At 71.8% G+C, this 24,890-nt stretch carries 24 protein-coding genes; 14 read left to right on the top strand and 10 right to left on the bottom strand.

Annotation, left to right across the window (positions count from 1 at the left end; genetic code table 11):
* Positions 1–285 precede the first annotated feature (285 nt).
* Together ACIRS4_RS27625 and ACIRS4_RS27620 are read right to left on the bottom strand one after the other, a co-directional pair.
* Positions 286–1,371, bottom strand: a complete 1,086-nt coding sequence (locus ACIRS4_RS27625) for an NlpC/P60 family protein (RefSeq protein WP_404201117.1) — start codon at positions 1,369–1,371, stop codon at positions 286–288.
* Between the two features lie 181 nt (positions 1,372–1,552).
* Complete coding sequence (locus ACIRS4_RS27620) at positions 1,553–2,365, bottom strand: class I SAM-dependent methyltransferase (protein ID WP_404201115.1); 813 nt, start codon at positions 2,363–2,365, stop codon at positions 1,553–1,555.
* Positions 2,366–2,628: 263 nt separating this feature from the next.
* Here ACIRS4_RS27620 and mshA point away from each other — a divergent pair, with 263 nt between their 5' ends.
* Together mshA and ACIRS4_RS27610 are read left to right on the top strand one after the other, a co-directional pair.
* Complete coding sequence (gene mshA / locus ACIRS4_RS27615; RefSeq protein ID WP_404201113.1) at positions 2,629–3,966, top strand: D-inositol-3-phosphate glycosyltransferase; 1,338 nt, start codon at positions 2,629–2,631, stop codon at positions 3,964–3,966.
* Positions 3,959–4,462, top strand: a complete 504-nt coding sequence (locus tag ACIRS4_RS27610) for a YbjN domain-containing protein (RefSeq protein WP_404201111.1) — start codon at positions 3,959–3,961, stop codon at positions 4,460–4,462. Before mshA ends, ACIRS4_RS27610 begins: the two co-directional genes overlap by 8 nt.
* 9 nt (positions 4,463–4,471) lie before the next feature.
* Here the strand turns inward: ACIRS4_RS27610 and ACIRS4_RS27605 are convergent, their stop codons facing one another.
* A complete protein-coding gene (locus tag ACIRS4_RS27605) occupies positions 4,472–5,269 on the bottom strand; it encodes an AraC family transcriptional regulator (protein WP_404201109.1) in 798 nt (265 codons plus the stop codon).
* Between ACIRS4_RS27605 and ACIRS4_RS27600 the strand changes: the two genes are divergently transcribed.
* Positions 5,268–5,798: a DUF2000 family protein gene (locus tag ACIRS4_RS27600; RefSeq protein ID WP_404201107.1), complete on the top strand. Its 531-nt coding sequence runs from the start codon at positions 5,268–5,270 to the stop codon at positions 5,796–5,798. The genes ACIRS4_RS27605 and ACIRS4_RS27600 overlap by 2 nt on opposite strands.
* 130 nt (positions 5,799–5,928) lie before the next feature.
* Here the strand turns inward: ACIRS4_RS27600 and ACIRS4_RS27595 are convergent, their stop codons facing one another.
* On the bottom strand, positions 5,929–7,254 hold the full coding sequence (locus ACIRS4_RS27595; protein ID WP_404201105.1) for an MDR family MFS transporter: 1,326 nt from the start codon (positions 7,252–7,254) through the stop codon (positions 5,929–5,931).
* A gap of 188 nt (positions 7,255–7,442) precedes the next feature.
* Between ACIRS4_RS27595 and ACIRS4_RS27590 the strand changes: the two genes are divergently transcribed.
* Positions 7,443–8,204 carry a phosphoglyceromutase gene (locus ACIRS4_RS27590; RefSeq protein ID WP_130441887.1) on the top strand — a complete coding sequence of 254 codons (762 nt, stop codon included), beginning with the start codon at positions 7,443–7,445 and terminating at the stop codon, positions 8,202–8,204.
* 104 nt (positions 8,205–8,308) lie between these two features.
* Here the strand turns inward: ACIRS4_RS27590 and ACIRS4_RS27585 are convergent, their stop codons facing one another.
* Together ACIRS4_RS27585 and phoU are read right to left on the bottom strand one after the other, a co-directional pair.
* Entirely contained in the window at positions 8,309–8,584 is a 276-nt protein-coding gene (locus tag ACIRS4_RS27585) for a ribosomal protein L7/L12 (RefSeq protein WP_404201103.1), read from the bottom strand.
* A gap of 534 nt (positions 8,585–9,118) precedes the next feature.
* Positions 9,119–9,820: a phosphate signaling complex protein PhoU gene (gene phoU, locus ACIRS4_RS27580; protein WP_404201101.1), complete on the bottom strand. Its 702-nt coding sequence runs from the start codon at positions 9,818–9,820 to the stop codon at positions 9,119–9,121.
* Positions 9,821–10,044: 224 nt separating this feature from the next.
* Between phoU and ACIRS4_RS27575 the strand changes: the two genes are divergently transcribed.
* Positions 10,045–11,463 carry a sensor histidine kinase gene (locus ACIRS4_RS27575; RefSeq protein WP_404201099.1) on the top strand — a complete coding sequence of 473 codons (1,419 nt, stop codon included), beginning with the start codon at positions 10,045–10,047 and terminating at the stop codon, positions 11,461–11,463.
* Positions 11,460–12,140, top strand: coding sequence for a response regulator transcription factor (locus ACIRS4_RS27570; protein ID WP_351091731.1), 681 nt, complete (start codon positions 11,460–11,462; stop codon positions 12,138–12,140). The genes ACIRS4_RS27575 and ACIRS4_RS27570 overlap by 4 nt, the downstream gene beginning before the upstream one ends.
* 94 nt (positions 12,141–12,234) lie before the next feature.
* Here the strand turns inward: ACIRS4_RS27570 and ACIRS4_RS27565 are convergent, their stop codons facing one another.
* Entirely contained in the window at positions 12,235–12,876 is a 642-nt protein-coding gene (locus ACIRS4_RS27565) for a DUF461 domain-containing protein (RefSeq protein ID WP_404201097.1), read from the bottom strand.
* Between the two features lie 776 nt (positions 12,877–13,652).
* On the opposite strand from ACIRS4_RS27565, the gene ACIRS4_RS27560 reads away from it, so the two are divergent.
* From ACIRS4_RS27560 to ACIRS4_RS27535, 6 genes are all read left to right on the top strand, one after another.
* Positions 13,653–14,135 (top strand): CarD family transcriptional regulator, encoded by a 483-nt coding sequence (locus ACIRS4_RS27560; protein ID WP_003953493.1) that lies wholly within the window; start codon positions 13,653–13,655, stop codon positions 14,133–14,135.
* Positions 14,136–14,466: 331 nt separating this feature from the next.
* Entirely contained in the window at positions 14,467–15,219 is a 753-nt protein-coding gene (gene ispD / locus ACIRS4_RS27555; RefSeq protein ID WP_404201095.1) for a 2-C-methyl-D-erythritol 4-phosphate cytidylyltransferase, read from the top strand.
* Positions 15,209–15,703 carry a 2-C-methyl-D-erythritol 2,4-cyclodiphosphate synthase gene (gene ispF, locus ACIRS4_RS27550; RefSeq protein ID WP_404201093.1) on the top strand — a complete coding sequence of 165 codons (495 nt, stop codon included), beginning with the start codon at positions 15,209–15,211 and terminating at the stop codon, positions 15,701–15,703. The genes ispD and ispF overlap by 11 nt, the downstream gene beginning before the upstream one ends.
* Positions 15,704–15,837: 134 nt before the next feature.
* Positions 15,838–17,238, top strand: coding sequence for a cysteine--tRNA ligase (gene cysS, locus ACIRS4_RS27545; protein WP_404201091.1), 1,401 nt, complete (start codon positions 15,838–15,840; stop codon positions 17,236–17,238).
* Between the two features lie 89 nt (positions 17,239–17,327).
* Positions 17,328–18,269: a 23S rRNA (guanosine(2251)-2'-O)-methyltransferase RlmB gene (gene rlmB / locus ACIRS4_RS27540; RefSeq protein ID WP_404201089.1), complete on the top strand. Its 942-nt coding sequence runs from the start codon at positions 17,328–17,330 to the stop codon at positions 18,267–18,269.
* 238 nt (positions 18,270–18,507) lie between these two features.
* Positions 18,508–20,244 carry a DoxX family membrane protein gene (locus ACIRS4_RS27535; protein ID WP_404201087.1) on the top strand — a complete coding sequence of 579 codons (1,737 nt, stop codon included), beginning with the start codon at positions 18,508–18,510 and terminating at the stop codon, positions 20,242–20,244.
* Between the two features lie 92 nt (positions 20,245–20,336).
* Here the strand turns inward: ACIRS4_RS27535 and ACIRS4_RS27530 are convergent, their stop codons facing one another.
* A complete protein-coding gene (locus ACIRS4_RS27530; protein ID WP_404201085.1) occupies positions 20,337–21,068 on the bottom strand; it encodes an NDP-sugar synthase in 732 nt (243 codons plus the stop codon).
* Positions 21,069–21,394: 326 nt separating this feature from the next.
* Here ACIRS4_RS27530 and ACIRS4_RS27525 point away from each other — a divergent pair, with 326 nt between their 5' ends.
* Together ACIRS4_RS27525 and ACIRS4_RS27520 are read left to right on the top strand one after the other, a co-directional pair.
* The gene (locus tag ACIRS4_RS27525) at positions 21,395–21,757 is read left to right on the top strand and encodes a YciI family protein (RefSeq protein ID WP_404201083.1); all 363 of its coding nucleotides are present in this window, start codon (positions 21,395–21,397) and stop codon (positions 21,755–21,757) included.
* Entirely contained in the window at positions 21,754–23,016 is a 1,263-nt protein-coding gene (locus ACIRS4_RS27520) for an RNA polymerase sigma factor (RefSeq protein ID WP_404201081.1), read from the top strand. The genes ACIRS4_RS27525 and ACIRS4_RS27520 overlap by 4 nt, the downstream gene beginning before the upstream one ends.
* Before the next feature lie 66 nt (positions 23,017–23,082).
* Here ACIRS4_RS27520 and ACIRS4_RS27515 read toward each other — a convergent pair whose 3' ends face one another.
* Both ACIRS4_RS27515 and ACIRS4_RS27510 read right to left on the bottom strand, forming a co-directional pair.
* Positions 23,083–23,556 carry a hypothetical protein gene (locus ACIRS4_RS27515; protein WP_404201079.1) on the bottom strand — a complete coding sequence of 158 codons (474 nt, stop codon included), beginning with the start codon at positions 23,554–23,556 and terminating at the stop codon, positions 23,083–23,085.
* A 206-nt stretch (positions 23,557–23,762) separates the two neighbouring features.
* A complete protein-coding gene (locus ACIRS4_RS27510; RefSeq protein ID WP_404201077.1) occupies positions 23,763–24,854 on the bottom strand; it encodes an ABC transporter ATP-binding protein in 1,092 nt (363 codons plus the stop codon).
* Positions 24,855–24,890 lie beyond the last annotated feature (36 nt).

Below are 24,890 nucleotides of genomic sequence, written 5' to 3'. Positions count from 1 at the left end.
CGGGAGGGGGTCGGGGATGACGAACGTCACGTCGGCGCGTGGTTTGGCGGCGGGTTGAGGTGCGGTGGGTCACGTGGGCGGCGTCACGGGCGCCCACGGGGAGCGGCCGGGCGGCCTCCAGGCCCGCTACGCCCTCGCGGGCGGCCACCAGCCCCGCTACATCCTCGCGGGCCGCCACCAGGCCCAGATACGCCCTAGGTCAGGCGCGCCCTGAGCCTCGTACGCCCCCCTGGTCGACGAGGCGCTGCGCGCCGAGGCGGAGGGCCTGATCCGGCCGGCGCGCCCTCACGCGTCCGGGCGGACCACTCCGAGTATCGGCATCGAGCCCGCGCCCGCGACGGTGATCGTCCGGCCCGGGCGCGGGGCGTGGATCATCTTTCCGTCGCCCAGGTAGAGCGCGATGTGGCTGGCGTCGTCGAAGTACACGATCAGGTCCCCGGGGCGCATGTCCTTCACGTCGACGCGTGTCAGCTGCCGCCACTGCTCCTGCGAGGTCCGCGGGACCAGGACGCCGGCGGACGCCCAGGCCTGCGACGTGAGGCCGGAGCAGTCGAAGGAGTCCGGCCCCTCGGCGCCCCACACGTACGGCTTGCCGAGCTGCGAGGTCGCGTAGGCGATGGCCCTCTTGCCCTGGGGGCCGGCCTGGCTGTCGACGCCGGTCAGGACGCCGCTGTCCAGCCAGGCGGTCTGCGCCCGCTGGGCGGCCTGCTCCTGGAGCCGGGTGAGGCGGTCCCTCTCCTCCTGCTCCAGCTCCGATTCCAGCTTCTCGGCGGCCGCGATCTGCTGCTCGACCTTCTTCTGGGCCGTCGCCTTGGCCTTGCGGTTGGCCTCCAGCTTCTGCCACTGGGCCGAGGCGTCCTTGGCGTACTGCTCCAAGTCCTGCTGGGTGCGGGTCATTTCGCCGAGCAGCCCCTCGGTCGCCCGCTGGCCCTGCCGAGCCCGGCCCGCCCCGTCGAGGAACTCGCCCGGGCTGTCGCTGAGCACCAGTTTCGCCTCGTCGGGCAGACCGCCGCCCCGGTACTGCGCGCGGGCCGCGGCGCCGGCGCGGTCCTTCATGTCGGCCAGCGCCTCACGGCCCTCGACGATCTTCTTGGCCAGCTCGACGATCTCCGTGGACTGCTTCTTCGCCTGTTCCTCGGCCGCGTTGTAGGCGTCGGTGGCGACCGCGGCATCGTGGTAGAGCGCGTCGAGCCTGGTGCGCACCGCCTCCAGGTCCGTGTCGGACGTGGGTGGCAAGCTCAGATCGGGGTTCGTGGTGGGGAGCGGCGTGGGAGCCGGGGCCGCGAAGGCGGTGCCCGGGACCGTCAGCACGGTGACCGCGCAGACCGCGGCCACCGCCGCCGCGATCAGGCTGCGCTTGCCCCTACCCATACATCCCCCAAGACCTGATTTCCCGTCAGTAACATACATCGCCCGGGGGATCGTGCCACGCCGCGCCGGAAAACGACAGGGTCTGTCCCTCCCTGTCCTCACCTGCCGTGAGGATCTCCCCGCCATGTGTGACGAACGCCTCGCGGAGATCGTTCCCGGCAGCCCCGCCCGGTGTCGTCTCTCACCTCTGCGGTGCCAGCGCCTCCCACCGCACCGTCACTTCGCCCTGCCGCCACCGCCCGGGCCGGTCCGCCACGGGCCAGTCCGCGGTGAGGTCCCGCACCGCCCGCATCCACCGCTGGCGCGCGCCGTACGACGCGTAGGGCGCCGCCGCCGCCCAGGCGCGGTCGAAGTCGCGGAGGAACGCGTGCACGGGCTCACCGGGCACGTTCCGGTGGATGAGTGCCTTGGGGAGTCGTTCCGCGAGGTCGGAGGGGCGGTCCAGGGAGCCGAGCCGGGCGGCGAAGGTGACCGTCCGCGGCCCCTCGGGCCCGAGCGCGACCCACACGTGCCGCCGCCCGACCTCGTCGCAGGTCCCCTCGACGAGCAGTCCCCCGCGCGAGCCGTCCACCGCCGGCGCGAGCCGTGCGCACAGCCGTTCCCAGACGCCGCCGACCTCCTCCTCGTCGTACTGCCGCAGCACGTTGGCGGCGCGGATGAGGTGCGGCCGGTGGGGGAGCGGGATCTCGAAGCCGCCGTGCCGGAAGACGAGGCCGTCGCGTTCGTACGGCTTCGCGGCGGCGACCCGGGCCGGCTCGATCTCGACGCCCACCACGCGCGCGTGAGGCGCTACCGACCGCAGCCGGCCCAGCAGTTCGACGGCGGTCCAGGGGGCGGCGCCGTAACCGAGGTCGACGGCGACGGGACGGCCCGCTCGGCGCAGCTCGGCCCCGTGCACGGCCGCGATCCAGCGGTCCATGCGGCGCAGCCGGTTGGGGTTCGTCGTCCCGCGCGTGACCGTCCCCACGGGGCGGGAGGGTGCGCGGGAGACCATGCCTACGAGTATGCGGTGCCCGCGCGGGCCCCCGGTCCCCCCACTGTCACCGCGGGCACCTCCAGCGACTTCGAGCACTTGAGGCGCTCCCGGGCCCCGGACGCCGTCCGCCCTCGAACGGTTGAGCGATCCCGGTAACGCTCAGGCAAAAACCGCCCCCGTGAGCCCTCTTCCAGGAATGGGAACGCGTCCTTCCGGTGTTCCTCCCCCCGGAGGGCGCCCACACCCTCCGCCCGGCATGCCCGCAGCGAGGAGGACCGCCAGTGAGCCAGTACGGCAGCAGGCTCGGGCGTCGCGCTACGACGGCACCCTCACGCCGCAGACTGCACCGCCGGCCCCGCCGTGTCGCCATGCTCTCCGTACACACGTCACCGCTCCACCAGCCCGGCACCGGGGACGCCGGCGGCATGAACGTCTACATCGTGGAACTCGCCCAGCGCCTCGCCGCGCTCAACATCGAGGTGGAGATCTTCACCCGCGCCACCACCGGCGGTCTGCCCCCCACCGTCGACCTGGCCCCCGGCGTCCTCGTCCGCCACATCGACGCCGGCCCCTACGAGGGGCTCGCCAAGGAAGACCTCCCCGCCCAGCTGTGCGCCTTCACGCACGGCGTGATGCAGGCCTGGGCCGGCCACCGCCCCGGCTACTACGACCTCGTCCACTCGCACTACTGGCTCTCCGGCCACGTCGGCTGGCTCTCCGCCCAGCGCTGGGGCGCACCCCTCGTGCACGCCATGCACACCATGGCCAAGGTCAAGAACGCCAACCTCGCCGACGGCGACACCCCCGAGCCCGCCGCCCGCGTCATCGGCGAGACCCAGATCGTCGTCGCCGCCGACCGCCTCATCGCCAACACCGCCGAAGAGGCCGACGAACTCGTCCGCCACTACGGCGCCGACCCCGGCAAGGTCGCCGTCGTCCACCCCGGCGTCAACCTCGACCGCTTCAGCCCCGCCGACGGCCGCTCCGCCGCCCGCGCCCGCCTGGGCCTGCCCCAGGACGCCGTGATCCCGCTCTTCGCCGGCCGCATCCAGCCGCTCAAGGCACCCGACGTCCTCCTGCGCGCCGTGGCCGTCCTCCTCGACGAGCGGCCCGACCTGCGCTCCCGGCTCGTCGTCCCCGTCGTCGGCGGCCCCAGCGGCAGCGGGCTCGCCAAGCCGGAGGGTCTGCAGAAGCTGGCCGCGCGCCTCGGCGTCTCCGACGTCGTACGGTTCCGCCCGCCCGTCGGGCAGGAGCAGCTCGCGGACTGGTTCCGGGCCGCCTCCGTCCTCGTCGTCCCCTCCTACAGCGAGTCGTTCGGCCTGGTCGCCATAGAGGCGCAGGCGGCCGGCACGCCGGTGCTCGCCGCGTCCGTCGGCGGGCTCCCGGTGGCCGTGCGCGACGGGGAGACGGGCTTCCTCGTCGAGGGCCACGACCCGGCCGCCTACGCGCGCGTGCTCGCCGAGTTCGCCGACCGCCCCGAACTCCCCGCCCGTATGGGCGCGTCAGCCGCCCGGCACGCCCAGTCCTTCGGCTGGGACACCGCGGCGGCCGCCACCGCCGACGTCTACGCGGCCGCGACGCAGGCGCACCGCCGTCGCGTACGCTCCCAGCATGGGTGATGCCGAGAAGACCGCCGCGCAGGTCATCGAGGACGTCCTGAAGGACGCCGAACTGGAATGGGAGAGCCCCGAGCCGGGCAACTACGTCGTCCAGCTCCCCGGCACCCGCAAGCTGAAGACGACGCTCTCGCTCATCGTCGGCCGCCACTCCCTCTCGCTGAACGCCTTCGTCATCCGCCACCCCGACGAGAACGAGGCCGGCGTCCACCGCTGGCTCCTGGAGCGCAACCTCAAGCTGTACGGCGTGAGTTACGCCGTCGACCAGCTCGGCGACGTCTACGTCACCGCCCGCCTTCCCCTCGCCGCCGTCACCGCCGACGCGACCGACCGTCTCCTCGGCCAGGTCCTGGAGGCCGCCGACGGGGCCTTCAACACCCTTCTGGAACTGGGCTTCGCCACCGCGATCCGCCGCGAGTACGCCTGGCGCGTCTCCCGCGGCGAGTCCACCCGCAACCTGGACGCCTTCGACCGTCTGACGCGGCGAGAGGCGGACTGAGCACGCCGGTCAGCGGACGGCGGGCCCCCGCGCATACCGTCCCGGAGTGACCCCGACCCACTTCCTGAAGTGGCGGGTGAGATGGGACTGGTCGAAGAAACCGCTGGCCACCGCCACGTCCCCGGGCGGCAGACCGCCGAGCAGCAGACCGCGGGCCCGTTCGAGGCGGCGGGACATCAGGTACTGGTGCGGCGCGATGCCGTACGCCGTGCTGAACGCCCTGACGAGGTGAGCCGGGTGAGCGCCCAGCAGCCGGGACGCCTCGTCCAGGGCGACGCCCGTCAGAACGCGCTCGTCGAGGAGTTCGCGGAGCCGACGGGCCAGGGCCGGGTCGCGGCGGACGGATTCCACGGGACCGCGCGGACGCAGATGCGAGCGCAGCCGCTCGCCGATCAGCGTCAGCCGGCTGTCCGCCTCCAGTTCGTCGCCGGGCCCGGTGAGCGCCGTGTGCAACTGCCCGACACGCCGCCGCAGCACCGGGTCCCGCAGGTCGGGACCGTCGACGGCGGGGCCGATCAGATCCGCGCCGAGCACGCTCGCGTCGAGGTACAGCACCCGCTTGCGGAAGCCGCCCGGGGTGGCGGCGGAGCCGTTGTGCGGCACGTGCGGCGGCAGCAGCGTCACCGTGTCGTGCGGGGTGCCGTGCTCGTGCCGCTCCAGGTCGTAGCGCACGGCCCCGGCGTCCACGATGAGCAGCGTCCACGCGTCGTGCACGTGCATCGGGTACGCGTGGTCGGTGAAGTGGGCGTGGAAGACCTCGACGACGCCCGGGACACGCGGGCGCCAGGCGGAGACGTCGGCGACCATGCAAAGAACGTACAAGACCCCGCCGTGGCCGGGGCGGCAGTCTCGGCACATGAGCACGAACCCGAACCCGAACCCGGACGTGAACCTGAAGGCGGACGCGGACTCCGGTGCCGCCCCCGTCCGCTTCGACACGAAGATCGCCGTCCTGCTGCGCGAGGACCTGGAGACCTGGCAGCGCCTGAACGTCACCGCGTTCCTGGTCAGCGGCCTGGGAACGGAGATCCCCGAGGTGATCGGGGAGCCGTACGAGGACGCGGACGGCGTCGGCTACCTGCCGATGCTCCGTCAGCCGGTCATGGTCTTCGAGGCGACGAAGGAGGCGCTGACGACGGCCCACGCGCGCGTGCTGTCCCGGGCCCTCCCGCGCGCGGTGTTCACCTCGGACCTCTTCGCCACCGGCAACGACCGCGACAACCGCACGGCGGTGCGGGCGGTGCGGACGGGCGACCTGGACCTGGTGGGCCTCGCGGTCTACGGCCCACGGAACGCGGTGGACAAGGTGGTGAAGGGGGCGCGCATGCATCCCTGACGGACGCGCGAGGTTGACGGCCGCGGCGGGGGCGCTGGTGAACGCCCCCGCCGCCGACGGGGTTTCGGAAGGGGGCCGGGCGGCCGGAGGGGGATGCGCGCTGGCAGAGGGCCGTACAGCCGGTAGGGGGTCAGACGGCCGGGCTGACCTCGGGCTTGCCGTGCCCGGCCCCGTTCGCCGCCCGAGGCGCGTCCTCGGCCCCGTCAGCCGGCTCCGCCCTTTCACTCCCCTTAGACCCCTCGGCCGCTTGCGTCTCCTCGGCCGGCAGCCACCGCGTCAGCGCGGCGAACCCGACGCCCGCCACCGCCCCGACGACGGCGCACAGCCCCCACAGCCACTCCGCCCCGAACCGGTCGATGACGAGACCGGAGAACACCGGGGCGATCAGCGAGGCCAAGGCCCACGACATCGTGTACATGCCCTGGTAGCGCCCGCGCCCGTGGACGGGGGAGAGGCGTACGACGAGACCGGTCTGGGTCGGCGCGTTGACGATCTCGGCGAGCGTCCACACGCAGACGGTGAGCGCGAAGACGCCGACCGACCCGGCGAAGGCGGTGAGCCCGAAACCGGCCCCGGCGAGCACGGACGACACGAAGAGCAGCCGTCCGGGGTCACGGTGCTGGATGAACCGGGTGACCGGGATCTGCAGGACGACGATGAGGACGCCGTTGACGGCGATGGCCATGCCGTAGTCGGCCGGGGTGAACCCGGCCTCGCCCATCGCCACCGGCAGGCCGATCGCGCCCTGCTGGAAGATGAAGGCGACGGCGAAGGACAGCCCGACGAGCCCCATGAACCGCCCGTCGCGCAGCACCGTGCCGAGCCCGACGGCGCTCTCCTCGACGGACACGGCCTCCCGCACCGGCCGCGACTCGGGGAGCTTGAGGAAGACGACGACCGCGCAGAGGAGGGTCATCCCGCCCTCGACGAGGAAGCCGGCGAGATAGCTGAACTCGGCGACGAACCCGGCGCCCATGGAGGAGACGGCGAAACCGAGGTTGATGGCCCAGTAGTTGAGCGAGAACGCCCGGAGGCGGTCCTCGGGCCGCACGATGTCGGCCATCATCGCCTGCACGGCGGGCCGCGAGGCGTTGGAGGCCGTGCCGACCAGGAAGGCGACGGCCGCGATGGCGACGGGATGCTCCATGAAGCCGAGCAGCGTCACCGACGCACCGGTGGCCACCTGGGCGACGAGCAGCGTGGGCCGCCGTCCGAGCCGGTCCGCCATCACACCGCCGGCCAGGGAGGAGAGGACCCCGCCGAGCCCGTAGAGGGAGGCGACGACACCGGCGTAGACGGCGGAGTAGCCCCGCTCGAGAGTCAGATACAGGGCCATGAAGGTGGCGACGAACGCCCCGAGCCGGTTGACGAGGGTGCTGGTCCACAACCACCAGAACTCCCGGGGCAACCCGGAGACGCTCTCGCGGGCGGCACGTCTCAAAGAGGCGACGGACACAGGGATCCCCCGAACGGTAAGAGGCACGGTAAGAGCACGCACCGGAGGTGCGTGTAAGAGGCGAAGACGGTGTCGACAACTTACGAGCCCGGGGGTGTCGCTGACCACTCGATTAACAGATCCCGTCAACCGTCCGCTCTACGAGCGGGGCGCACCCCCGCCCAAAGGCTTGGATTACGCTCATACGCATGGCCGACGCACCGTACAAGCTGATCCTGCTCCGTCACGGCGAGAGCGAGTGGAACGCGAAGAACCTGTTCACCGGCTGGGTGGACGTCAACCTCAACGAGAAGGGCGAGAAGGAGGCCGTCCGCGGCGGTGAGTTGCTGAAGGACGCCGACCTGCTCCCCGACGTGGTCCACACCTCGCTCCAGAAGCGCGCGATCCGCACCGCGCAGCTCGCCCTGGAGTCCGCCGACCGCCACTGGATCCCCGTCCACCGCTCCTGGCGCCTGAACGAGCGCCACTACGGCGCCCTCCAGGGCAAGGACAAGGCCCAGACGCTCGCCGAGTTCGGCGAGGAGCAGTTCATGCTGTGGCGCCGCTCCTACGACACCCCGCCGCCGCCGCTCGAGGACGGCACGGAGTTCTCCCAGTCCGACGACGCCCGCTACGCGACCATCCCGCCGGAGCTGCGCCCCCGCACGGAGTGCCTCAAGGACGTCGTCATCCGGATGCTCCCCTACTGGTACGACGGCATCGTCCCCGACCTCCTCACCGGCCGCACGGTCCTGGTCGCCGCCCACGGCAACTCCCTGCGCGCCCTGGTCAAGCACCTCGACGGCATCTCCGACGCCGACATCGCCGGCCTGAACATCCCGACGGGCATCCCCCTGTACTACGAACTCGACGCCGACTTCAAGCCGCTGACCCCGGGCGGCAAGTACCTCGACCCGGAGGCGGCAGCAGCAGCCATCGAAGCGGTCAAGAACCAGGGCAAGAAGAAGTAAGCGCCCACCTTCGAAGCCCCCGGCCTGCGCGTCCTTCGCGGGCTGGGGGCTTTCAGGTGGGGCTTGGCCGTCCCTGGGCCGTGACCTCACCGACCGGGCCTTGTTCAGCGCTTCAGGAAGTCCGGCTCCGGCTGTTGTCTCGTTTCCGCCCGGGCTCCGGCATCGCGGAGGGCCGAGACGGCTGCCGCCGCGTCCTCCTCCGGCACACAGGCGAGAACGACGGCGGGGACCTGCGTCGCCAGAATCTTGCTGCGCCAGAGGCTCAGCCCCGTCAGCCGACGCACGACCCGGACGACGTCCATCACACGGACGCCGGGGTCGGTGAGCACGACGTCATGAGGCACGTCGTCGCACACCAGCAAGAAGTACTCGTCCGCCATGGCTCTCCCGCCCCTCTCCGATGCGGAGCGTACGAGCCGTCAGCCGTCATGTCCCATCGTCTTGGTGGCGTCGACGGTACGGGTACACGCGGAGAACCGGGAGAGGAAGGGGCCCAGGCGGAGACGCCGGGCCCCTTCGGTGTCGGTGGGCTGTCAGCCGCACTGGCACGGGCTTCCCGACTGGCACCCGCACCCGCAGCCCGACCCGCAGCCGCACGCGGCGATCAGGGGCAGGTTCCTGATCTGCGCGGGCTGTTCGGTCGGGCGTTCCTGGGTGGGGGCCGCCGGCGTGGAGGTGCTGGGAGCTTCGGCCATGGGTTCCTCCTGGAGGCCTGAAGGCTGGAGCGCCTTGTCGCCCATTGCATGCCCGCTGCGACGGGCGCATCAACGGCGCACGGAGGCTCCCCCGCGCCCGGGGCTCGCTGCTTCGCGCCCGCGTACCCGCGTACCCGCGTACCCGCGTACCCGCGTACCCGCGTACCCGCGTACCCGCGCGCCCTCGGCCTCCCCGGCCCCAGGATCTCCCGTGGCCGGCTACGCCCCCTCCGTCCCCGGCACCGGCTGGATCTCCGTCGGCAGGTCCTGCTGGAGTTCGTCCGCGTGTTCGCCGGTCACCAGGAACACCACCCGCTTCGCGACCGCCACCGCGTGGTCGGCGAAGCGCTCGTAGTAGCGGCCCAGCAGGGTGACGTCCACCGCCGTCTCGATGCCGTGCTTCCAGCGTTCGTCGATCAGGTGCTGGAACAGCGTCCGGTGCAGCAGGTCCATCTCGTCGTCGTCCGTCTCCAGCTGGAGCGCGAGGTCGACGTCCTTCGTGATGATCACCTCGGCCGCCTTGGCCATCAGACGCTGCGCCAGCTGGCCCATCTCCAGGATGGTGGCGTGCAGGTCACTCGGCACCGCCCGGTCCGGGAAACGCAGCCGCGCCAGCTTCGCGACATGCTGGGCGAGGTCGCCCGAGCGCTCCAGGTCCGCCGACATGCGCAGCGACGTCACGACTATGCGCAGGTCCGTCGCGACCGGCTGCTGCCTCGCCAGCAGCGCGATGGCCCGCGCCTCCAGATCGTGCTGAAGCTCGTCGACCTTCTGGTCGGCCTCGATCACGCTCTCGGCCAGTTTGAGATCGGCGTCGAGGATGGCGGTCGTGGCGCGTCCGACTGCCGACCCCACTAGCCGGGCCATCTCCACCAGACTGTCGCCGATCGAGTCCAGTTCCTCGTGGTACGCGTCCCGCATCAGGGTTCCCTCTCGTGCGTCGTTCTTCAGGGGCTCCGGGGGCCGGGACCGGCCGTGGAACCGGCGCTGCGAACCCCACGGTGCCACGGTCCGCCCCGTACGCGTCGGTTTCCGTCACCTCAAATGAACCACCACTGGCTCCAAGGTGAACTCTGGGCGACGAGTGTCCGAGGTCCCACACCGATGGCTGTGGCCGGGCCGGACGCCATGCCTAACCTGGACGCATGGACGTGAACGCGGCGGTCGCCGCAGCGGCTGCGATCGCCGGGGTGCTCACCGGCGTCATCGCCATGCTGGCGTTCCGTTGGAGCGAACGCGACCAGAAACGACCCACCAGGACCTCCTTGCACACCGATCCCGTCCTCCCCCCGGGTGTGGACACCGTCCTGTCCGTCCTCCGTTCCTCGGCCGTCGTCCTCGACGAGGCCGACGCCGTCGTCAAGGCCAGCTCGGCGGCGTACGCCCTCGGCCTGGTCCGCGGCGGCAAACTCGCGGTCGAGCCGATGCTCCAGATGGCCCGCGACACCAGACGCGACGGAGAGATACGCCAGGTCGAACTGGATCTGCCCAGACGGGGCACCGGCCGGGGCGAGGCCCTCGCCGTCTCCGCCCGCGTGGCGCCCCTCGGCTCCCGCCTCGTCCTGCTCCTCGTCGAGGACCTCACCGAAGCCCGGCGCATCGAAGCCGTACGACGCGACTTCGTCGCCAACGTCAGCCATGAGCTGAAGACGCCTGTAGGCGCGCTCTCCCTGCTCTCCGAAGCTGTCATGGACGCCTCCGACGACCCGGAGGCCGTGGAACGCTTCGCCGGCCGGATGCAGATCGAGGCCACCCGGCTCACCAACCTGGTCCAGGAGCTCATCGACCTCTCCCGGGTGCAGAACGACGACCCCCTGGAGGACGCCGAGCCCGTCCGGGTGGACGAACTCGTCACCGAGGCCGTCGACCGCTGCCGCCACCAGGCCGGCGCCAAGCAGATCACCATGGCCGCCGCCGGCGCGTCCGGCCTGCGCGTCCACGGCAACCGGGGCCAACTGGCCGCCGCCCTCGGCAACCTCGTCGAGAACGCCGTCAACTACTCGCCCGCCCGCACCCGCGTCGGCATCGCCGCCCGCCGGGTGGCCGCCTCCGGCGGCGACCTGATCGAGATCGCCGTCACCGACCAGGGCATCGGCATCTCCGACAAGGACAAGGAACGCATCTTCGAGCGCTTCTACCGCGTCGACCCCGCCCGCTCCCGTGCCACCGGCGGCACGGGCCTCGGACTGGCCATCGTCAAGCACGTGGCCGCCTCGCACGGCGGAGAGGTCACCGTGTGGAGCGCCGAGGGGCAGGGCTCCACCTTCACGCTCCGGCTCCCGGAAGCGGCCGCCCGCCGCCGCGCCGACCCGTACAGCGGCGACGACGACCACCCGTACGGCGACGACGGCGCTTACGGCGACGATGTTCACCTCTACGCCGACGGCGTCTACGACCAGGACCCCGGCCCCTACGACCGGGATCCGCTCGCCGGCGGCGCCCGCCGCGTCTCACCTACTCCGGGCCCCGGCCCGTCCCCGGGGGCCCCAGAGCCCCCCGCAACGCCCGCATCCCCCGACTCAACCGCGTACCAGACGCTTTCCGCCCCGGAGGTCCTTCCGTGACCCGAGTGCTCGTCGTCGAGGACGAGGAGTCCTTCTCCGACGCTCTGTCCTACATGCTCCGCAAGGAGGGTTTCGAGGTCGCCGTCGCGACCACCGGGCCCGACGGACTCGACGAGTTCGAGCGCAACGGCGCCGACCTCGTCCTCCTCGACCTGATGCTGCCGGGGCTGCCCGGCACGGAGGTGTGCCGGCAGTTGCGCGGCCGCTCCAACGTCCCCGTGATCATGGTGACCGCCAAGGACAGCGAGATCGACAAGGTCGTCGGCCTGGAGATAGGCGCCGACGACTACGTCACCAAGCCGTTCTCCTCGCGTGAGCTGGTCGCCCGGATCAGGGCCGTCCTGCGCCGGAGAGGCGAGCCGGAGGAGACGACCCCGGCGGCCCTGGAGGCGGGACCGGTCAGGATGGACGTCGACCGCCACGTCGTGACCGTCGCCGGCTCGAAGGTCGACCTCCCGCTGAAGGAGTTCGACCTGCTGGAGATGCTGCTGCGCAACGCGGGCCGCGTCCTCACCCGTATGCAGCTCATCGACCGTGTCTGGGGCGCCGACTACGTGGGCGACACCAAGACCCTCGACGTCCACGTCAAGCGCCTGCGCGCGAAGATCGAGCCCGACCCGGGCGCGCCCCGGTACCTGGTGACGGTGCGGGGACTCGGCTACAAGTTCGAGCCGTAGGCCCTGCCGGCCCGGAGGGCCACCGAAGGCATGCAGAAGGGCGGCGCCCACGCGGGGCGCCGCCCTTCGGCGTGCGTACGAGGCGGTACGGGGCTCAGTGGCCGGCGGCGGCCGACTCCGAGGCGCTCGCGGAGGCCGTGCCCTCGCCCGCCGTACCCGGCTGGCCCGCCGACGCGGAGGCGGACGGGGAGGCCGAGGCCGAGGCTCCCGGCGCGGACGGGATGTCGCTCGGGCCCCACTCGCTGAAGTAGCTCTCGGCGGGGACGACGAAGGCGAGCAGGCTGACCTCACCGGTCCGGCTGAAGCTGAACGTCACCTTCTGGGCGTTGCCGCCCTGGACCGCCTCTTCGCTGCCGGACACGACCGCGGAGGCGTTGTCCTTGCCGCCGATGACGACCGAGCCGCCGGCCGGGATCGTCACCTTGCTCTCACCCTTGGCGGGCTTGATCTCGACGGGCTTGCTCACCCCGTCCACGCTGATCGAGTCAAGGGTCTGCGGCTCGTCGCCGCCGTTGAAGACCGTCGCGGAGACCGCGGCCGGACCCGTGGACTCGGGGTCGGGCTGGGTGATGACGACGACGTTCTGCAGCTTGATGTCGCCGACGCTGGTGGCGGCGTTGTCCGGCTTGATCTCCAGCGTCTGGCTGTCGTTGCCGGCGCCGCACGCGGCGAGCGTGGCGATCGAGAAAGCAAGGGCGGAGGCGGCGAGGGCGCCGCGTCGAAGGCTGCTGCTCACGGCGGCGGCATCTCCTTGGAACGCGCGGGCAGCTCTCCTGGAATAAAGCCACCCTAAGGGTCTGTCAGCGGGCCTTAAGGTTACCGAGCCGTTCCCAGGCCGCCGCACCCGACCCGCCTCTACGGCGTTCCGGGCCGGTGAGGGCGGCTCCCGCGGGCGGTCGGCGCCTCCCGGCACTCGGGTGCCCCGGGAGCGCGGCGGCCACTCCGACCGAGTCCTTCCTCTTGGGTCACCTCAGTCGCAGAGCCGCAACCTGCTGCCACTTCAGTCACTTCCGTCACTCCAGCCATCTGAGCCACTCCCGTCACTCCAGCCACAAGTGACCCACGAGTCACTTTGGCCACTTCCTCACCGACCGCCATTCACATAACCGCCGGTCGGCGGGACCGGGGATTTTCCGTGAAGGAAAGCGGGGGCCGCCCGTGAATTGATCACCGGGCGTTCGGCCGGCGGCGTGATCCCGCGGTGTGATCAATTCGGGAAACGGCTCGGATGCGACTCAGGACACCGAACGGAGTAGCGGAAGTCGCACACCGACAACCGGACATATGGGGATGTTCGGGCACTCGGGAGGGGTTGCGGATGCGTGTAACGTACGCGTTTCACCCCCGTCGGACAGCCGCTCCGACCTGCGAATACCTGCTTCCGCGCACCGTCCGCAGCACGTCCCTGTCGTGGTTGTCAACCCCCGAGATATGCCCTGACCTGCGAAAACGCCATTCAGAACCCGCGGATTCCGTGTTACTCTTGATAGCCACGGAAGGGGTACCTGTCACATGACGTTCAAGGTTGGCGACACCGTGGTCTATCCCCATCACGGGGCCGCGCTGATCGAGGCTATCGAAACTCGTCAGATCAAAGGCGTGGACAAGACCTACTTGGTGCTGAAGGTCGCCCAGGGCGACCTGACAGTGCGTGTGCCAGCGGACAATGCGGAGTTCGTCGGCGTGCGTGATGTGGTCGGTCAGGACGGGCTGGACCGGGTCTTCGAGGTGCTGCGCGCGCCGTACGCCGAGGAGCCCACGAACTGGTCGCGTCGTTACAAGGCAAATCTCGAGAAGCTCGCCTCCGGCGATGTCATCAAGGTCGCGGAAGTCGTGCGTGACCTGTGGCGTCGTGAGCGTGAGCGTGGACTCTCCGCCGGCGAGAAGCGCATGCTCGCCAAGGCCCGCCAGATCCTGGTGAGCGAGCTCGCCCTCGCGGAGAACACCAACGAGGACAAGGCGGAGGCGCTCCTCGACGAGGTCCTCGCGTCCTGACGCCGACGCACACCGGCCTCGGCTCAGCACACTGAAATGCCGCGGTGCCCGATGACACAGCTCCAGTCGCCGGGCGCTGCGGCATGTCCGTGCCCGGACGCCGTACGCATGTTCCTCCCGCGATGCCGCACGCCGTCGCCGCGCGTCAACCGCGTGCTCTTCCGCATGTCGCTTGTCATGGTGCTTCGGAGAAAGATCCCCCGATATTTCTGGGTGCCGGGCCCGGGCAGCAGGCTCGACCGGCGTCACGGAAGGGTCCGGTCAAGGCGTCGCGCCCGGCACGCTGTCTCCGTACCCACCAAGGCCGAGCACACAAACCTGACAGGAACCGATGTCTGACGATTCGCGTCCCTCGCCCGCCCCGACCCGCGCGGCCGCGGTCATTCCTGCCGCCGGCCGGGGCGTACGCCTCGGCCCGGGCGCCCCCAAGGCGCTCCGCGCGCTGAACGGGACCCCCATGCTGATCCACGCGGTGCGCGCCCTCGCCGCCTCCCGCGCGGTCTCCCTCGTGGTCGTGGTCGCCCCGCCGGACGGCGCCGCCGAGGTCAGGTCGCTGCTCGACGCGCACGCGCTGCCCGAGCGCACCGACTTCGTCGTCGTCCCCGGCGGCGAGAGCCGGCAGGAGTCGGTCAGGCTCGGCCTCGACGCGCTGCCGCCCGGCCACGACATCGTTCTCGTGCACGACGCCGCCCGGCCGCTGGTGCCCGTCGACACCGTCGACGCCGTGATCGAGGCGGTCCGCGACGGCGCCCGGGCCGTCGTCCCGGCACTGCCCCTCGCCGACACCGTCAAGGAGGTCGAGCCCGCGACCGCCCCCGGCGAACCGGAGCCGGTGGTGGCCACCCCGGTACGGGCCCGGCTGCGCGCGGTCCAGACCCCGCAGGGCTTCGACCGCGCCACCCTCATCCAGGCCCACGAGACCGTGACCGACGAGGTCACCGACGACGCCGGCATGGTCGAACGGCTCGGCCTGACCGTCGTCGCCGTCCCCGGACACGAGGAGGCCTTCAAGGTGACGCGCCCGCTCGATCTCGTCCTCGCGGAGGCGGTCCTGGCCCGCAGGAGGCTCAACGATGGCTTCTGACACGCCGCTTCTGCCCCAGGTCGGCATCGGCACCGACATCCACGCCTTCGAGGACGGCCGCGAGCTGTGGTGCGCGGGCCTGAAATGGGAGGGCGAGGGGCCCGGACTGGCCGGCCACTCCGACGCCGACGTCGTCGCGCACGCCGCGTGCAACGCGCTCTTCTCCGCCGCCGGACTCGGCGACCTCGGACAGCACTTCGGCACCGGCCGCCCCGAGTGGTCCGGCGCCTCCGGGGTGACCCTGCTGACCGAGGCCGCCCGGATCGTCCGCGCGGCCGGCTTCACCATCGGCAACGTCGCCGTCCAGGTGGTGGGTCCGCGCCCGAAGATCGGCAAGCGGCGCGACGAGGCCCAGAAGATCCTCTCGGAGGCGGCAGGCGCCCCCGTGTCGGTCTCGGGCGCCACCACGGACGGCCTCGGCTTCCCCGGCCGTGACGAGGGCCTGATGGCGGTGGCGACGGCACTGGTCGCACGCACGGGCTGACCTGCCCTAAGGGCTGTCCCGGCGCTCGCGCCGGGGAGCGCTCGCGGGTCGTCATGTGCCGTGCCGTGTCACGAATCTGTGGCCCTTGAGGGGAAGAGAGCGGGGCATGGTCCCACGCCCACTACCCTGGAGGGGTGACTATTCGCCTGTACGACACCAGCGCCCGGCAGATCCGTGACTTCTCCCCGCTCAAGCCGGGTTGCGTCTCGATCTACCTCTGCGGCGCCACCGTGCAGGCGGCCCCGCACATCGGGCACATCCGCTCGGGCCTGAACTTCGACATCATGCGCCGCTGGTTCGCCCACCGCGGCTACGACGTCACGTTCATCCGCAACGTCACCGACATCGACGACAAGATCATCGCCAAGTCCCACGACCAGGGCCGCCCCTGGTGGTCCATCGGGTACGAGAACGAGCGCGCGTTCAACGACGGCTACCACGCCCTCGGCTGCCTGCCGCCGACGTACGAACCGCGGGCCACCGGGCACGTCCCCGAGATGATCGAGATGATGCGCGGCCTCATCGAGCGCGGACACGCCTACGAGGCCGACGGCAACGTCTACTTCGACGTGCGGTCCTTCCCGGAATACCTGCGGCTGTCCAACCAGGAGCTGGACAACCTGCTCCAGCCCTCCGGCGAGGGCGAGACGGGCAAGCGGGACCCCCGCGACTTCGCCATGTGGAAGGCGACCAAGCCCGGCGAGCCCAGCTGGGAGACGCCGTGGGGCCGAGGCCGGCCCGGCTGGCACCTGGAGTGCTCGGCGATGGCCCACAAGTACCTGGGCACCGCCTTCGACATCCACGGCGGTGGCCTCGACCTGATCTTCCCCCACCACGAGAACGAGATCGCCCAGGCCAAGGCCTACGGCGACGACTTCGCCCGCTACTGGGTGCACAACGCCTGGGTCACCATGCGCGGCGAGAAGATGTCGAAGTCCCTGGGCAACAGCGTCCTCGTCTCCGAGATGGTCAAGCAGTGGCGGCCCATCGTCCTGCGCTACTACCTCGGCACACCGCACTACCGCTCGATGATCGAGTACAGCGAGGAGGCCCTGCGCGAGGCCGAGTCGGCGTTCGCGCGGATCGAGGGCTTCGTGCAGCGGGTCGTCGAGAAGGCGGGGGGCGTCGTCGAGCCCGCCGCCGAGATCCCGCCGGCCTTCGCCGAGGCGATGGACGACGACCTGGGCGTCCCGCAGGCGCTCGCCGTCGTGCACACGACGGTCCGGCAGGGCAACTCCGCCCTCGCCGCCGACGACAAGGAAGCAGCCGTGGCCCGCCTCGCCGAGGTACGCGCCATGCTCGGCGTCCTCGGACTCGACCCGCTCGACGCGCACTGGGCGGGCGAGACCGACCGGGGTGAGGATCTCCACGGCGTCGTCGACAGTCTCGTACGCCTCGTCCTGGACCAGCGCGAGGCGGCCCGGGGACGCAAGGACTGGGGGACCGCGGACGCCATCCGCGACCAGCTCAATCAGTCCGGCCTGGTCATCGAGGACGGCCCGCAGGGGCCGCGCTGGTCGCTGGGCCCGCGTTAGCGGCATCCTTGATCGATTGTGCCGCCCGGCCTTCCGGGCGGCACACTGCATGTACGCACGCACGACAGTTCACGGAAAACAGGTAGGTCATGGCAGCCAACAACCGTCGCATGTCCGGCAAGAAGGGCGCGCAGGTCGGCAGCGGCGGCCAGCGGCGCCGGGGCCTGGAGGGCAAGGGGCCGACCCCGCCCGCCGAGATGCGCAAGGGTCACAAGAAGAACCGCATCGCCACCTCCAAGGCGAAGCAGGTCGCACGCCGTCCCGCGCCCCGCGGCCGCGGCGGCAAGTCGGCCTCCGAGCTGGTCGTCGGCCGCAACCCGGTCGTCGAGGCACTGCGCGAGGGCGTCCCCGCCTCGACGCTCTACGTCCAGCAGTTCATCGACAACGACGAGCGTGTGCGCGAGGCCCTCCAGCTCGTGGCCGAGCGCGGCGGCATCAACCTCATGGAGGCCCCGCGCCCCGAGCTGGACCGCATGACGAACGGCCTGAACCACCAGGGCCTCGTCCTCCAGGTCCCGCCCTACGAGTACGCCCACCCCGAGGACCTCACCGCCGCCGCCTTCGACGCGGGCGAGGACCCGCTGATCGTCGCCCTCGACGGCGTGACCGACCCCCGCAACCTCGGCGCCGTCGTCCGCTCCGTCTCCGCCTTCGGCGGCCACGGCGTCCTCGTCCCCGAGCGGCGCGCCGCCGGCATGACCGCCGGCGCCTGGAAGACCTCCGCCGGCACCGCCGCCCGCACCCCGGTGGCCCGGGCCACCAACCTCACGCGCGCGCTGGAGGCCTACAAGAAGGCCGGCATCGCGATCGTCGGCCTGGCCGCCGACGGAGAGGCGGAGATCGGCGAGCTGGAGGCCCTCCACGGCCCCGTCGTCATCGTCGTCGGCAGCGAGGGCAAGGGCCTGTCCCGACTGGTCGGCGAGACCTGCGACTTCCGGGTGCGCATCCCCATGCCGGGCGGCGCGGAATCCCTCAACGCCGGTGTGGCGGCGGGAGTCGTGCTGTACGAGGCCGCGCGCCGACGGGGATGACCGGGCACGCGGGAGACGGCACCGCGGTGACAGCCGGGCGCGCGCACCAGACGGCGCGCGCCGGCACCGGGAGTCGCGCGTGTACGGGACGGCCTGCCGGCGCAGGTGGCCGGACGGCCCGTGCGCGCGGCCGTCGGGGGTGAGCCGGCGTGGTGCGGGCGGCTGCGGGCAGCCTTGACGGCGTCCGGACAGATCCGGTCGGTCAAGGCAGTGTCCTAACGTCACGTCACTCGGTTAGATGAGTGTGGACACCAGAACACCCCGCACACCCACGGGGGACCGCTCGTCGGGTTTCGACGACGCTCCCGCGCTGAGCATGGTGAAGGTGCCGAGCGATCCGGCGCAGGTCATCGTCAGTCACGCGAGCTTCCGCGTGCAGTTGGGCGCGTCGGCCCGGCGCACCCAATCCCCGCGCGTCGCCCGGCACTTGAGCGCCACCCAGGACACCGCGCGCATCCCCGTGGTCGGGACCGCGGGCAGAGCGGGCCTGGCCGGCGCGCCCGGGACCCGTCGCCGGGCCGTCGTCTGGAGCGGCCGGTCGGTCCCGGACGACACCGGCGCCCACCGCCTCCTCCAGGCCGTGCGGGCCGGCAGCGTGGGCCACGGAGAACCGCCCGCCGACATCGCCGGAGCCACCCGGGTCATCCCCCGCGTCGGGCCCGGCGAGAGCTACGACGGCTACGACGGCGGCCTCACCGCGCAGACCCTCGAAACCCCGACCGTCGGCGCGCAGCGCACCCCCGGCGCCGGCGAGAACCGCATCCTGCCGGCCATGCGCACCGTCGGCAGCGCCTACGACGAGCCCGCATACGCCCCACCCGGCCACGCCGACTCCGGCCACGACCGGCCCGGCTACGACGAACTGCCCTACGACGACGCCCCCTTCGAGGAGTTCGGCGAAGCCGTCGCCGCGCAGACCGCCCCGCGCTCCCGGCGCCACGGCGACGAGCCCGCCCGGCACGCCTTCTACCCCGACCGCCGCCTCAACCTCGGCGTGGTCCTGCTCCCCCTGCGCGTCCTCCTCGGCTTCATCTCCGTCTACACCGGCATGGGCAAACTGTGCGACCCCGTCTACTTCGACGGCGGCGAACGCGGCTCCATGGTCAAGTGGCTCAACACCCTGCACCCCTGGGAAGTCGCCGAGCCCCTGCGGCAGTTCGCCCTGCACCACCCCGTCGGCTCAGGACTCGTCATCGCCTTCCTCCAGGTGATCGTCGGCGTCCTCACCGTCCTGGGCTGCTGGCAGCGCGTCGCCGCCTTCGTCGGCGCGTCGCTCTCCGCCGCACTCCTCGTCACCGTCAGCTGGAAGACCGCCCCGGTCTACGAGACGCCCGACATCATCTACCTCGCCGCATGGTCACCCCTGGTCATCGCCGGCGCCCCCGTCTACTCCGTGGACGGCCGGCTCGCCGCCGGCGCCTGGCGCCGACTCGGCCCCCGCGCCGACCTGTGGGACCTGCGCCGCTACGTCCTGCGCCGCGGCGCGCTCGTCACCGCGATCACCGTGGGCATCACCCTGCTCGTCGGCTCCATGCTCGGCGGCGCCGTCCGCGACGCCGACCGCGTCGTCGTCCCCGGTCCGGGCGAGGCCCCGCGCAACGAACTGCCCGGCTCGCCGCTCCCGCAGGAGTCCGGCGGTCAGCGCCCGAGCAAGAAGAAGCCCTCCCCGTCCGCCGAGCCCACCCGGGAGGCCACCTCGGCGGCCCCCACCGCCGGCGCCGACAGCTCCCCCGACGCCACCCAGGACGACACCCAGAGCGCCACCGCCGGCGCGCCCAGCCAGACCCAGGGCACCGGCGGCGGCCAGGCCCCGCCCCAGCGCTCCACGCCGGACCAGCAGGCCCCCAGCACCAGCTCCGGCCCCACCTCCGGCGGCTCCTCCAGCACCGGAGGCTCCTCGAGCGGCGGCTCCGACAGCACCGGCGGATCGTCCGACACGGGCCGCCCGGGCTTGGTGGGCGGGCTCCTCGGCTGACACCCGGCCCTTGTGAGGCTTGTCGGAACGACGGTGTCCCCGGCGCTTTCCAGCACCGGGGACACCGTCGTCATGTAGAGGCGGACGGACCGTCAGCGCCCCAGCGCCGCCAGCTCCTTCGCCGCCTCGGTCAGATCCTTCGCCGTGTCGATCGCCCGCCAGTACGCGCCCTGCGGGATCGGGAACCCCGCGAGACGCCGCTCCCGGGCAAGATGCGGGAACGTCGTACGCTCGTGATCCCCGCGCTCGGGCAGCAGGCCGGCGAACTCGGGGGAGAAGACGTAGACGCCCGCGTTGATCTCGTACGTCGTCGGCGGCGCCTCGATGAAGTCCGTGATGTGGCCGAAGCCGTCCGTCTTCACCGCGCCCCACGGGATGCGCGGACGGGCCAGCGCGAGGGTGGCGAGAGCATCGCGCTCGGTGTGGAAATCCGCCATGTCGCGCAGCGAGAAACGGGTCCAGATGTCGCCGTTGGTGGCGTACCAGGGCCGGTCCGGGTGCGGGAGGCGGGCGGCCGCGTACTTGAGACCGCCGCCGCGGCCGAGAGGCTCGGACTCCACGACCGTGGTGACGCGCACCGGCAGATCGGCCGCCTCCAGCCACTTCTCCAGCACGTCGGCGAGATGGCCGCAGGAGACGACGACGTCGGTGACGCCCTCCTCGGCGAGCCAGCCCAACTGGTGACCGATGATCGGCTTGCCCGTCCCGGGGATCTCGACCATCGGCTTGGGCCGGTCGTCGGTGTAAGGGCGCAGCCGCGACCCCTGGCCACCGGCCAGGACGACGGCTTGCGTGGGGCGGGACGCGGCATGCGGATGGGTCATGACGGGCACTGTACGCGGCGCCCTCGCCGGCCCGAGGGGCTCCCCCGGCGGCAGGCGGGCGCGGGGGCCCAGGAGGGCGACAGCCACTGCGACGGGGGCCGACGGCCGCGACCGAGCCCCACGTCACCAGGGCGCCGGGCCCACGCCGGTGGAGAGCCGGGTTGTAGGTTGATCACTTGCTTCGTTCAGGTGTCCGGGCCTGCTCGACGGCGGTGCGGAAAAAGATTTCGAAGAATGTGGTCGTCGGATGTCGAGGCACCGTTTCCCGCTCCGACTGAGGGGTGACAGCGCGCCGACGGAGCGCGCGGGACGAGGGGACACCCGAGATGAAGTACATCGCGATGATCTACGGCAACCAGGCCAAGTGGGACTCCTTCCCGGCCGAGGAATGGCCTGAGGCGATCGCCAAGCAGGAGGCGTTCAACAAGAAGTACCGCGAGAGCGGTGAGCTCCTCGGCGCCTACGGTCTGGCGGACGCCGCCAACGCTCAGCTCGTGCGCCGCGAGGACGGTGTCCCGGCGGTCACCGACGGGCCGTACCTGGAGACCAAGGAGTACATCGCCAGCTTCTACCTGCTGGACTGCGACAGCCTGGAGCGGGCGCAGACGATCGCCGCGGACATGCCGTTCGCCGACGTGGAGCCGGTCGAGCTGTGGCCGGTGCTGCACGAGTCCGCGGCGGACGTGTGACCGACGAGCGCCACACCGCCGAGGCCCTGCTGCGCGAGCTGGCGCCGCAGGTCCTCGGCACGCTCGTACGCCGCTACGGCAGCTTCGACGCGTGTGAGGACGCGGTCCAGGAGGCCCTGCTGGCGGCCGCCCTGCAGTGGCCCGAGGCCGGCGTCCCGGACAACCCACGGAGTTGGCTGGTCACCGTTGCCTCCCGCAAGCTGGTCGACCAGATCCGCAGCGACAGCGCCCGCCGACGCCGCGAGGACAGCCTCGCCCTGGCCACCCCGCAGGCCGAACTGCTCGGCCACGCCGCCGACACCGTGCCTGACACGGACCGGGACGACTCGCTGGCCCTGCTGTTTCTGTGCTGCCACCCCGCGCTGTCGCCGGCCAGCCGGATCGCGCTGACCTTGCGCGCGGTCGGCGGCCTGACGACCGCGCAGATCGCTGCGGCCTTCCTGGTACCCGAAGCGACCATGGCTCAGCGAGTCAGCCGAGCCAAGCAGACCGTCAAGGCGTCCGACATCCCCCTGGCCGTGCCTGAGGGCGCCGATCTCACCGCGCGGCTGGCCGAGGTGCGACACGTGCTCTACCTGGTCTTCAACGAGGGGTACACCACCACCGGCGGCACTGACGACAGAGGCCTGACCGCGCCGGAACTGTCCGCCGAAGCGATCCGGCTCACCCGGATGCTGCACCGCCTGGTGCCCGACGACACCGAGACCGCGGGCCTCCTCGCGCTGATGCTGCTCACCGACGCGCGCCGACCCGCCCGAACCGGCCCCTCCGGCGAGCTGGTGCCGCTGGCGGAACAGAACCGCGCCCGGTGGGACCGCCGTGCCATCGCAGAGGGAGTCGACCTGATCAGCCGGACCCTGCCGCGCGGCCGGGTCGGCCCGTACCAACTGCAGGCGGCCATCGCGGCCGTGCACGACGAGGCCGAGGACACCGACGCCACCGACTGGCCCCAGATTCTCGCCCTGTACGAAATCCTGGAGCAGTTCGGGCCGAACCCGATGGTCTCCCTCAACCGCGCGGTAGCCGTCGCCATGGTTCACGACCCGGCGGCGGGACTCGACCTGATCAGGGCACTGGAGGCCGACAACCGCATGGCCCGCCACCACCGGCTGCTCGCCACCCGTGCCCACCTCCTTGAACTCCTCGGCGAACACGAGGCCGCGGCGGCCTCCTACCGCGAAGCCGCCCGCCGCACCGACAGTGCCCCCGAACGCCGCCACCTCAGCGCCCGCGCCCACCGCCTGGAATCGGGCATGTGACGCGCCGTGGCGACGAAGGTGGGCGGCGTGCGGGCTCACCCGGAGGGGTGTGCCCGCTGCCGTGCCTCAGCTGTGGGCCGCCATGACTCCCGAGGCGAAGGACGTGTCGCAGACGGGACGGGCGTAGGACTGCGCCCGGGCGGGGCCGTGGAGGCGGACCGCCGCGCGGCCGAGGGCGCGGGCGATGGAGGCGCAGTGCCTGGCCAGGGACGGCTTGCCGTTCACCGCCTCCTGGAGGTGGGTCAGCGCGACGCCCGGGCCCTCGTCGTGGAGCTCGGTCAGCAGCCGGTCACGCAGGATGTCCTGCGGGGCCTTCGCGGTGCTGTGGGAGGTGCGGTGCGCGGTGGAGGCGGAGGCGTCGGAGGCGGTGAGCACCGAATCCGAGGGGTCCCCCGACCAGTTGACCCGGGTCACCGCCAGAGTGCCGGAGAGCACCATGACGACGGGCAGGACGAGGGCGAGGGAGCGACCGATCCGCCGGGCGGGGCCCCGGCCGCGTCGCGTCTGAGGGGTGCTGGAGTGCTTCACGGAGTGCTTCACGCGTGTGAGGGTAGCGTGCGGTGATGACGTGGAGACTCTAAGTCACTCGGTCGGGGGATGAAGGTGTGCTTCTTTTTGGGTAGGGGGTTGACGAGTGCCGTTCGAAACGCCCGGTGTGTCGGGGTTCGCCGGGTGGACGACGGCAACGAGAAGGGCCCCGCGGCAGCCGCGGGGCCCTTCTCATGAAGGTGGGGGACTCTCCGGCGTCAGTCGGAGAGACGCTCGCCCGTCGAAGTGGAGAACACGTGGGTCTCGCCCGCGCGCGGGACGACGTGCAGCGTGCTGCCCTTCTCCGGGACGTCACGGCCGCTGACACGGACGACGAGGTCCTTGGAGTCGTCGCCGCTGAGCTTGGCGGTGCCGTAGACGTACGCGTCGGCGCCCAGCTCCTCGACCACGTTCACGGTGACCGCGAGGCCCAGGTCGGACTCCGCGCCGGCGACGTCGAAGTGCTCGGGGCGGACGCCGACGGTGACCGTCTTGTCGGTGGTCGCCGAGATCGCGTCACGCTGGACCGGCACGACCGAGTTGCCGAACTTCACGCCGCCGTCGGCGATCGGCACCTCGACGAGGTTCATCGCCGGCGAGCCGATGAAGCCGGCCACGAAGAGGTTCGCGGGACGGTCGTACATGTTGCGCGGGGTGTCGACCTGCTGGAGCAGACCGTCCTTGAGGACGGCCACACGGTCGCCCATCGTCATGGCCTCGACCTGGTCGTGGGTGACGTAGACGGTGGTGATGCCGAGACGGCGCTGCAGCGAGGCGATCTGCGTACGCGTGGAGACACGGAGCTTGGCGTCCAGGTTGGACAGCGGCTCGTCCATGAGGAAGACCTGCGGCTCGCGCACGATGGCGCGGCCCATCGCGACACGCTGGCGCTGACCGCCGGAGAGGGCCTTCGGCTTGCGGTCCAGGTACTCGGTGAGGTCGAGGATCTTCGCGGCCTCCTCGACCTTCTGCCGGATCTCCGCCTTGTTGACGCCGGCGATCTTGAGCGCGAAGCCCATGTTGTCGGCGACGGTCATGTGCGGGTAGAGCGCGTAGTTCTGGAACACCATGGCGATGTCCCGGTCCTTCGGCGGCAGGTGCGTGACGTCGCGGTCACCGATGCGGATCGCGCCGCCGTTGACGTCCTCGAGCCCCGCGAGCATCCGGAGCGAGGTGGACTTGCCGCAACCCGACGGGCCGACCAGGACGAGGAACTCGCCGTCCTCGATCGCGATGTCGAGTGCGTCGACGGCGGGCTTGGTGGAACCCGGGTAGATCCGGGTCGCCTTGTCGAAAGTGACAGTGGCCATGGCTCGAAGGCCCCCTTCTACCGGCAGGAACGTGCC

This window comes from Streptomyces sp. NPDC101166, from assembly GCF_044768125.1.
Taxonomy (GTDB): Bacteria; Actinomycetota; Actinomycetes; order Streptomycetales; family Streptomycetaceae; genus Streptomyces.
Note: the sequence above shows the minus strand (reverse complement) of the source record. Positions and strands in the feature narration are given on the sequence as shown.

Bases quoted from the DNA above. Each gene is read 5' to 3' on its own strand.
- ACIRS4_RS27625 (WP_404201117.1), bottom strand. From the start codon at position 1,371: ATGGGTAGGGGCAAGCGCAGCCTGATCGCGGCGGCGGTGGCCGCGGTC.
- ACIRS4_RS27620 (WP_404201115.1), bottom strand. From the start codon at position 2,365: ATGGTCTCCCGCGCACCCTCCCGCCCCGTGGGGACGGTCACGCGCGGG.
- ACIRS4_RS27610 (WP_404201111.1), top strand. From the start codon at position 3,959: ATGGGTGATGCCGAGAAGACCGCCGCGCAGGTCATCGAGGACGTCCTG.
- ACIRS4_RS27600 (WP_404201107.1), top strand. From the start codon at position 5,268: ATGCAAAGAACGTACAAGACCCCGCCGTGGCCGGGGCGGCAGTCTCGG.
- ACIRS4_RS27605 (WP_404201109.1), bottom strand. From the start codon at position 5,269: ATGGTCGCCGACGTCTCCGCCTGGCGCCCGCGTGTCCCGGGCGTCGTC.
- ACIRS4_RS27590 (WP_130441887.1), top strand. From the start codon at position 7,443: ATGGCCGACGCACCGTACAAGCTGATCCTGCTCCGTCACGGCGAGAGC.
- ACIRS4_RS27585 (WP_404201103.1), bottom strand. From the start codon at position 8,584: ATGGCGGACGAGTACTTCTTGCTGGTGTGCGACGACGTGCCTCATGAC.
- phoU (WP_404201101.1), bottom strand. From the start codon at position 9,820: ATGCGGGACGCGTACCACGAGGAACTGGACTCGATCGGCGACAGTCTG.
- ACIRS4_RS27575 (WP_404201099.1), top strand. From the start codon at position 10,045: ATGGACGTGAACGCGGCGGTCGCCGCAGCGGCTGCGATCGCCGGGGTG.
- ACIRS4_RS27560 (WP_003953493.1), top strand. From the start codon at position 13,653: ATGACGTTCAAGGTTGGCGACACCGTGGTCTATCCCCATCACGGGGCC.
- ispD (WP_404201095.1), top strand. From the start codon at position 14,467: ATGTCTGACGATTCGCGTCCCTCGCCCGCCCCGACCCGCGCGGCCGCG.
- ispF (WP_404201093.1), top strand. From the start codon at position 15,209: ATGGCTTCTGACACGCCGCTTCTGCCCCAGGTCGGCATCGGCACCGAC.
- rlmB (WP_404201089.1), top strand. From the start codon at position 17,328: ATGGCAGCCAACAACCGTCGCATGTCCGGCAAGAAGGGCGCGCAGGTC.
- ACIRS4_RS27535 (WP_404201087.1), top strand. From the start codon at position 18,508: ATGAGTGTGGACACCAGAACACCCCGCACACCCACGGGGGACCGCTCG.
- ACIRS4_RS27530 (WP_404201085.1), bottom strand. From the start codon at position 21,068: ATGACCCATCCGCATGCCGCGTCCCGCCCCACGCAAGCCGTCGTCCTG.
- ACIRS4_RS27525 (WP_404201083.1), top strand. From the start codon at position 21,395: ATGAAGTACATCGCGATGATCTACGGCAACCAGGCCAAGTGGGACTCC.
- ACIRS4_RS27510 (WP_404201077.1), bottom strand. From the start codon at position 24,854: ATGGCCACTGTCACTTTCGACAAGGCGACCCGGATCTACCCGGGTTCC.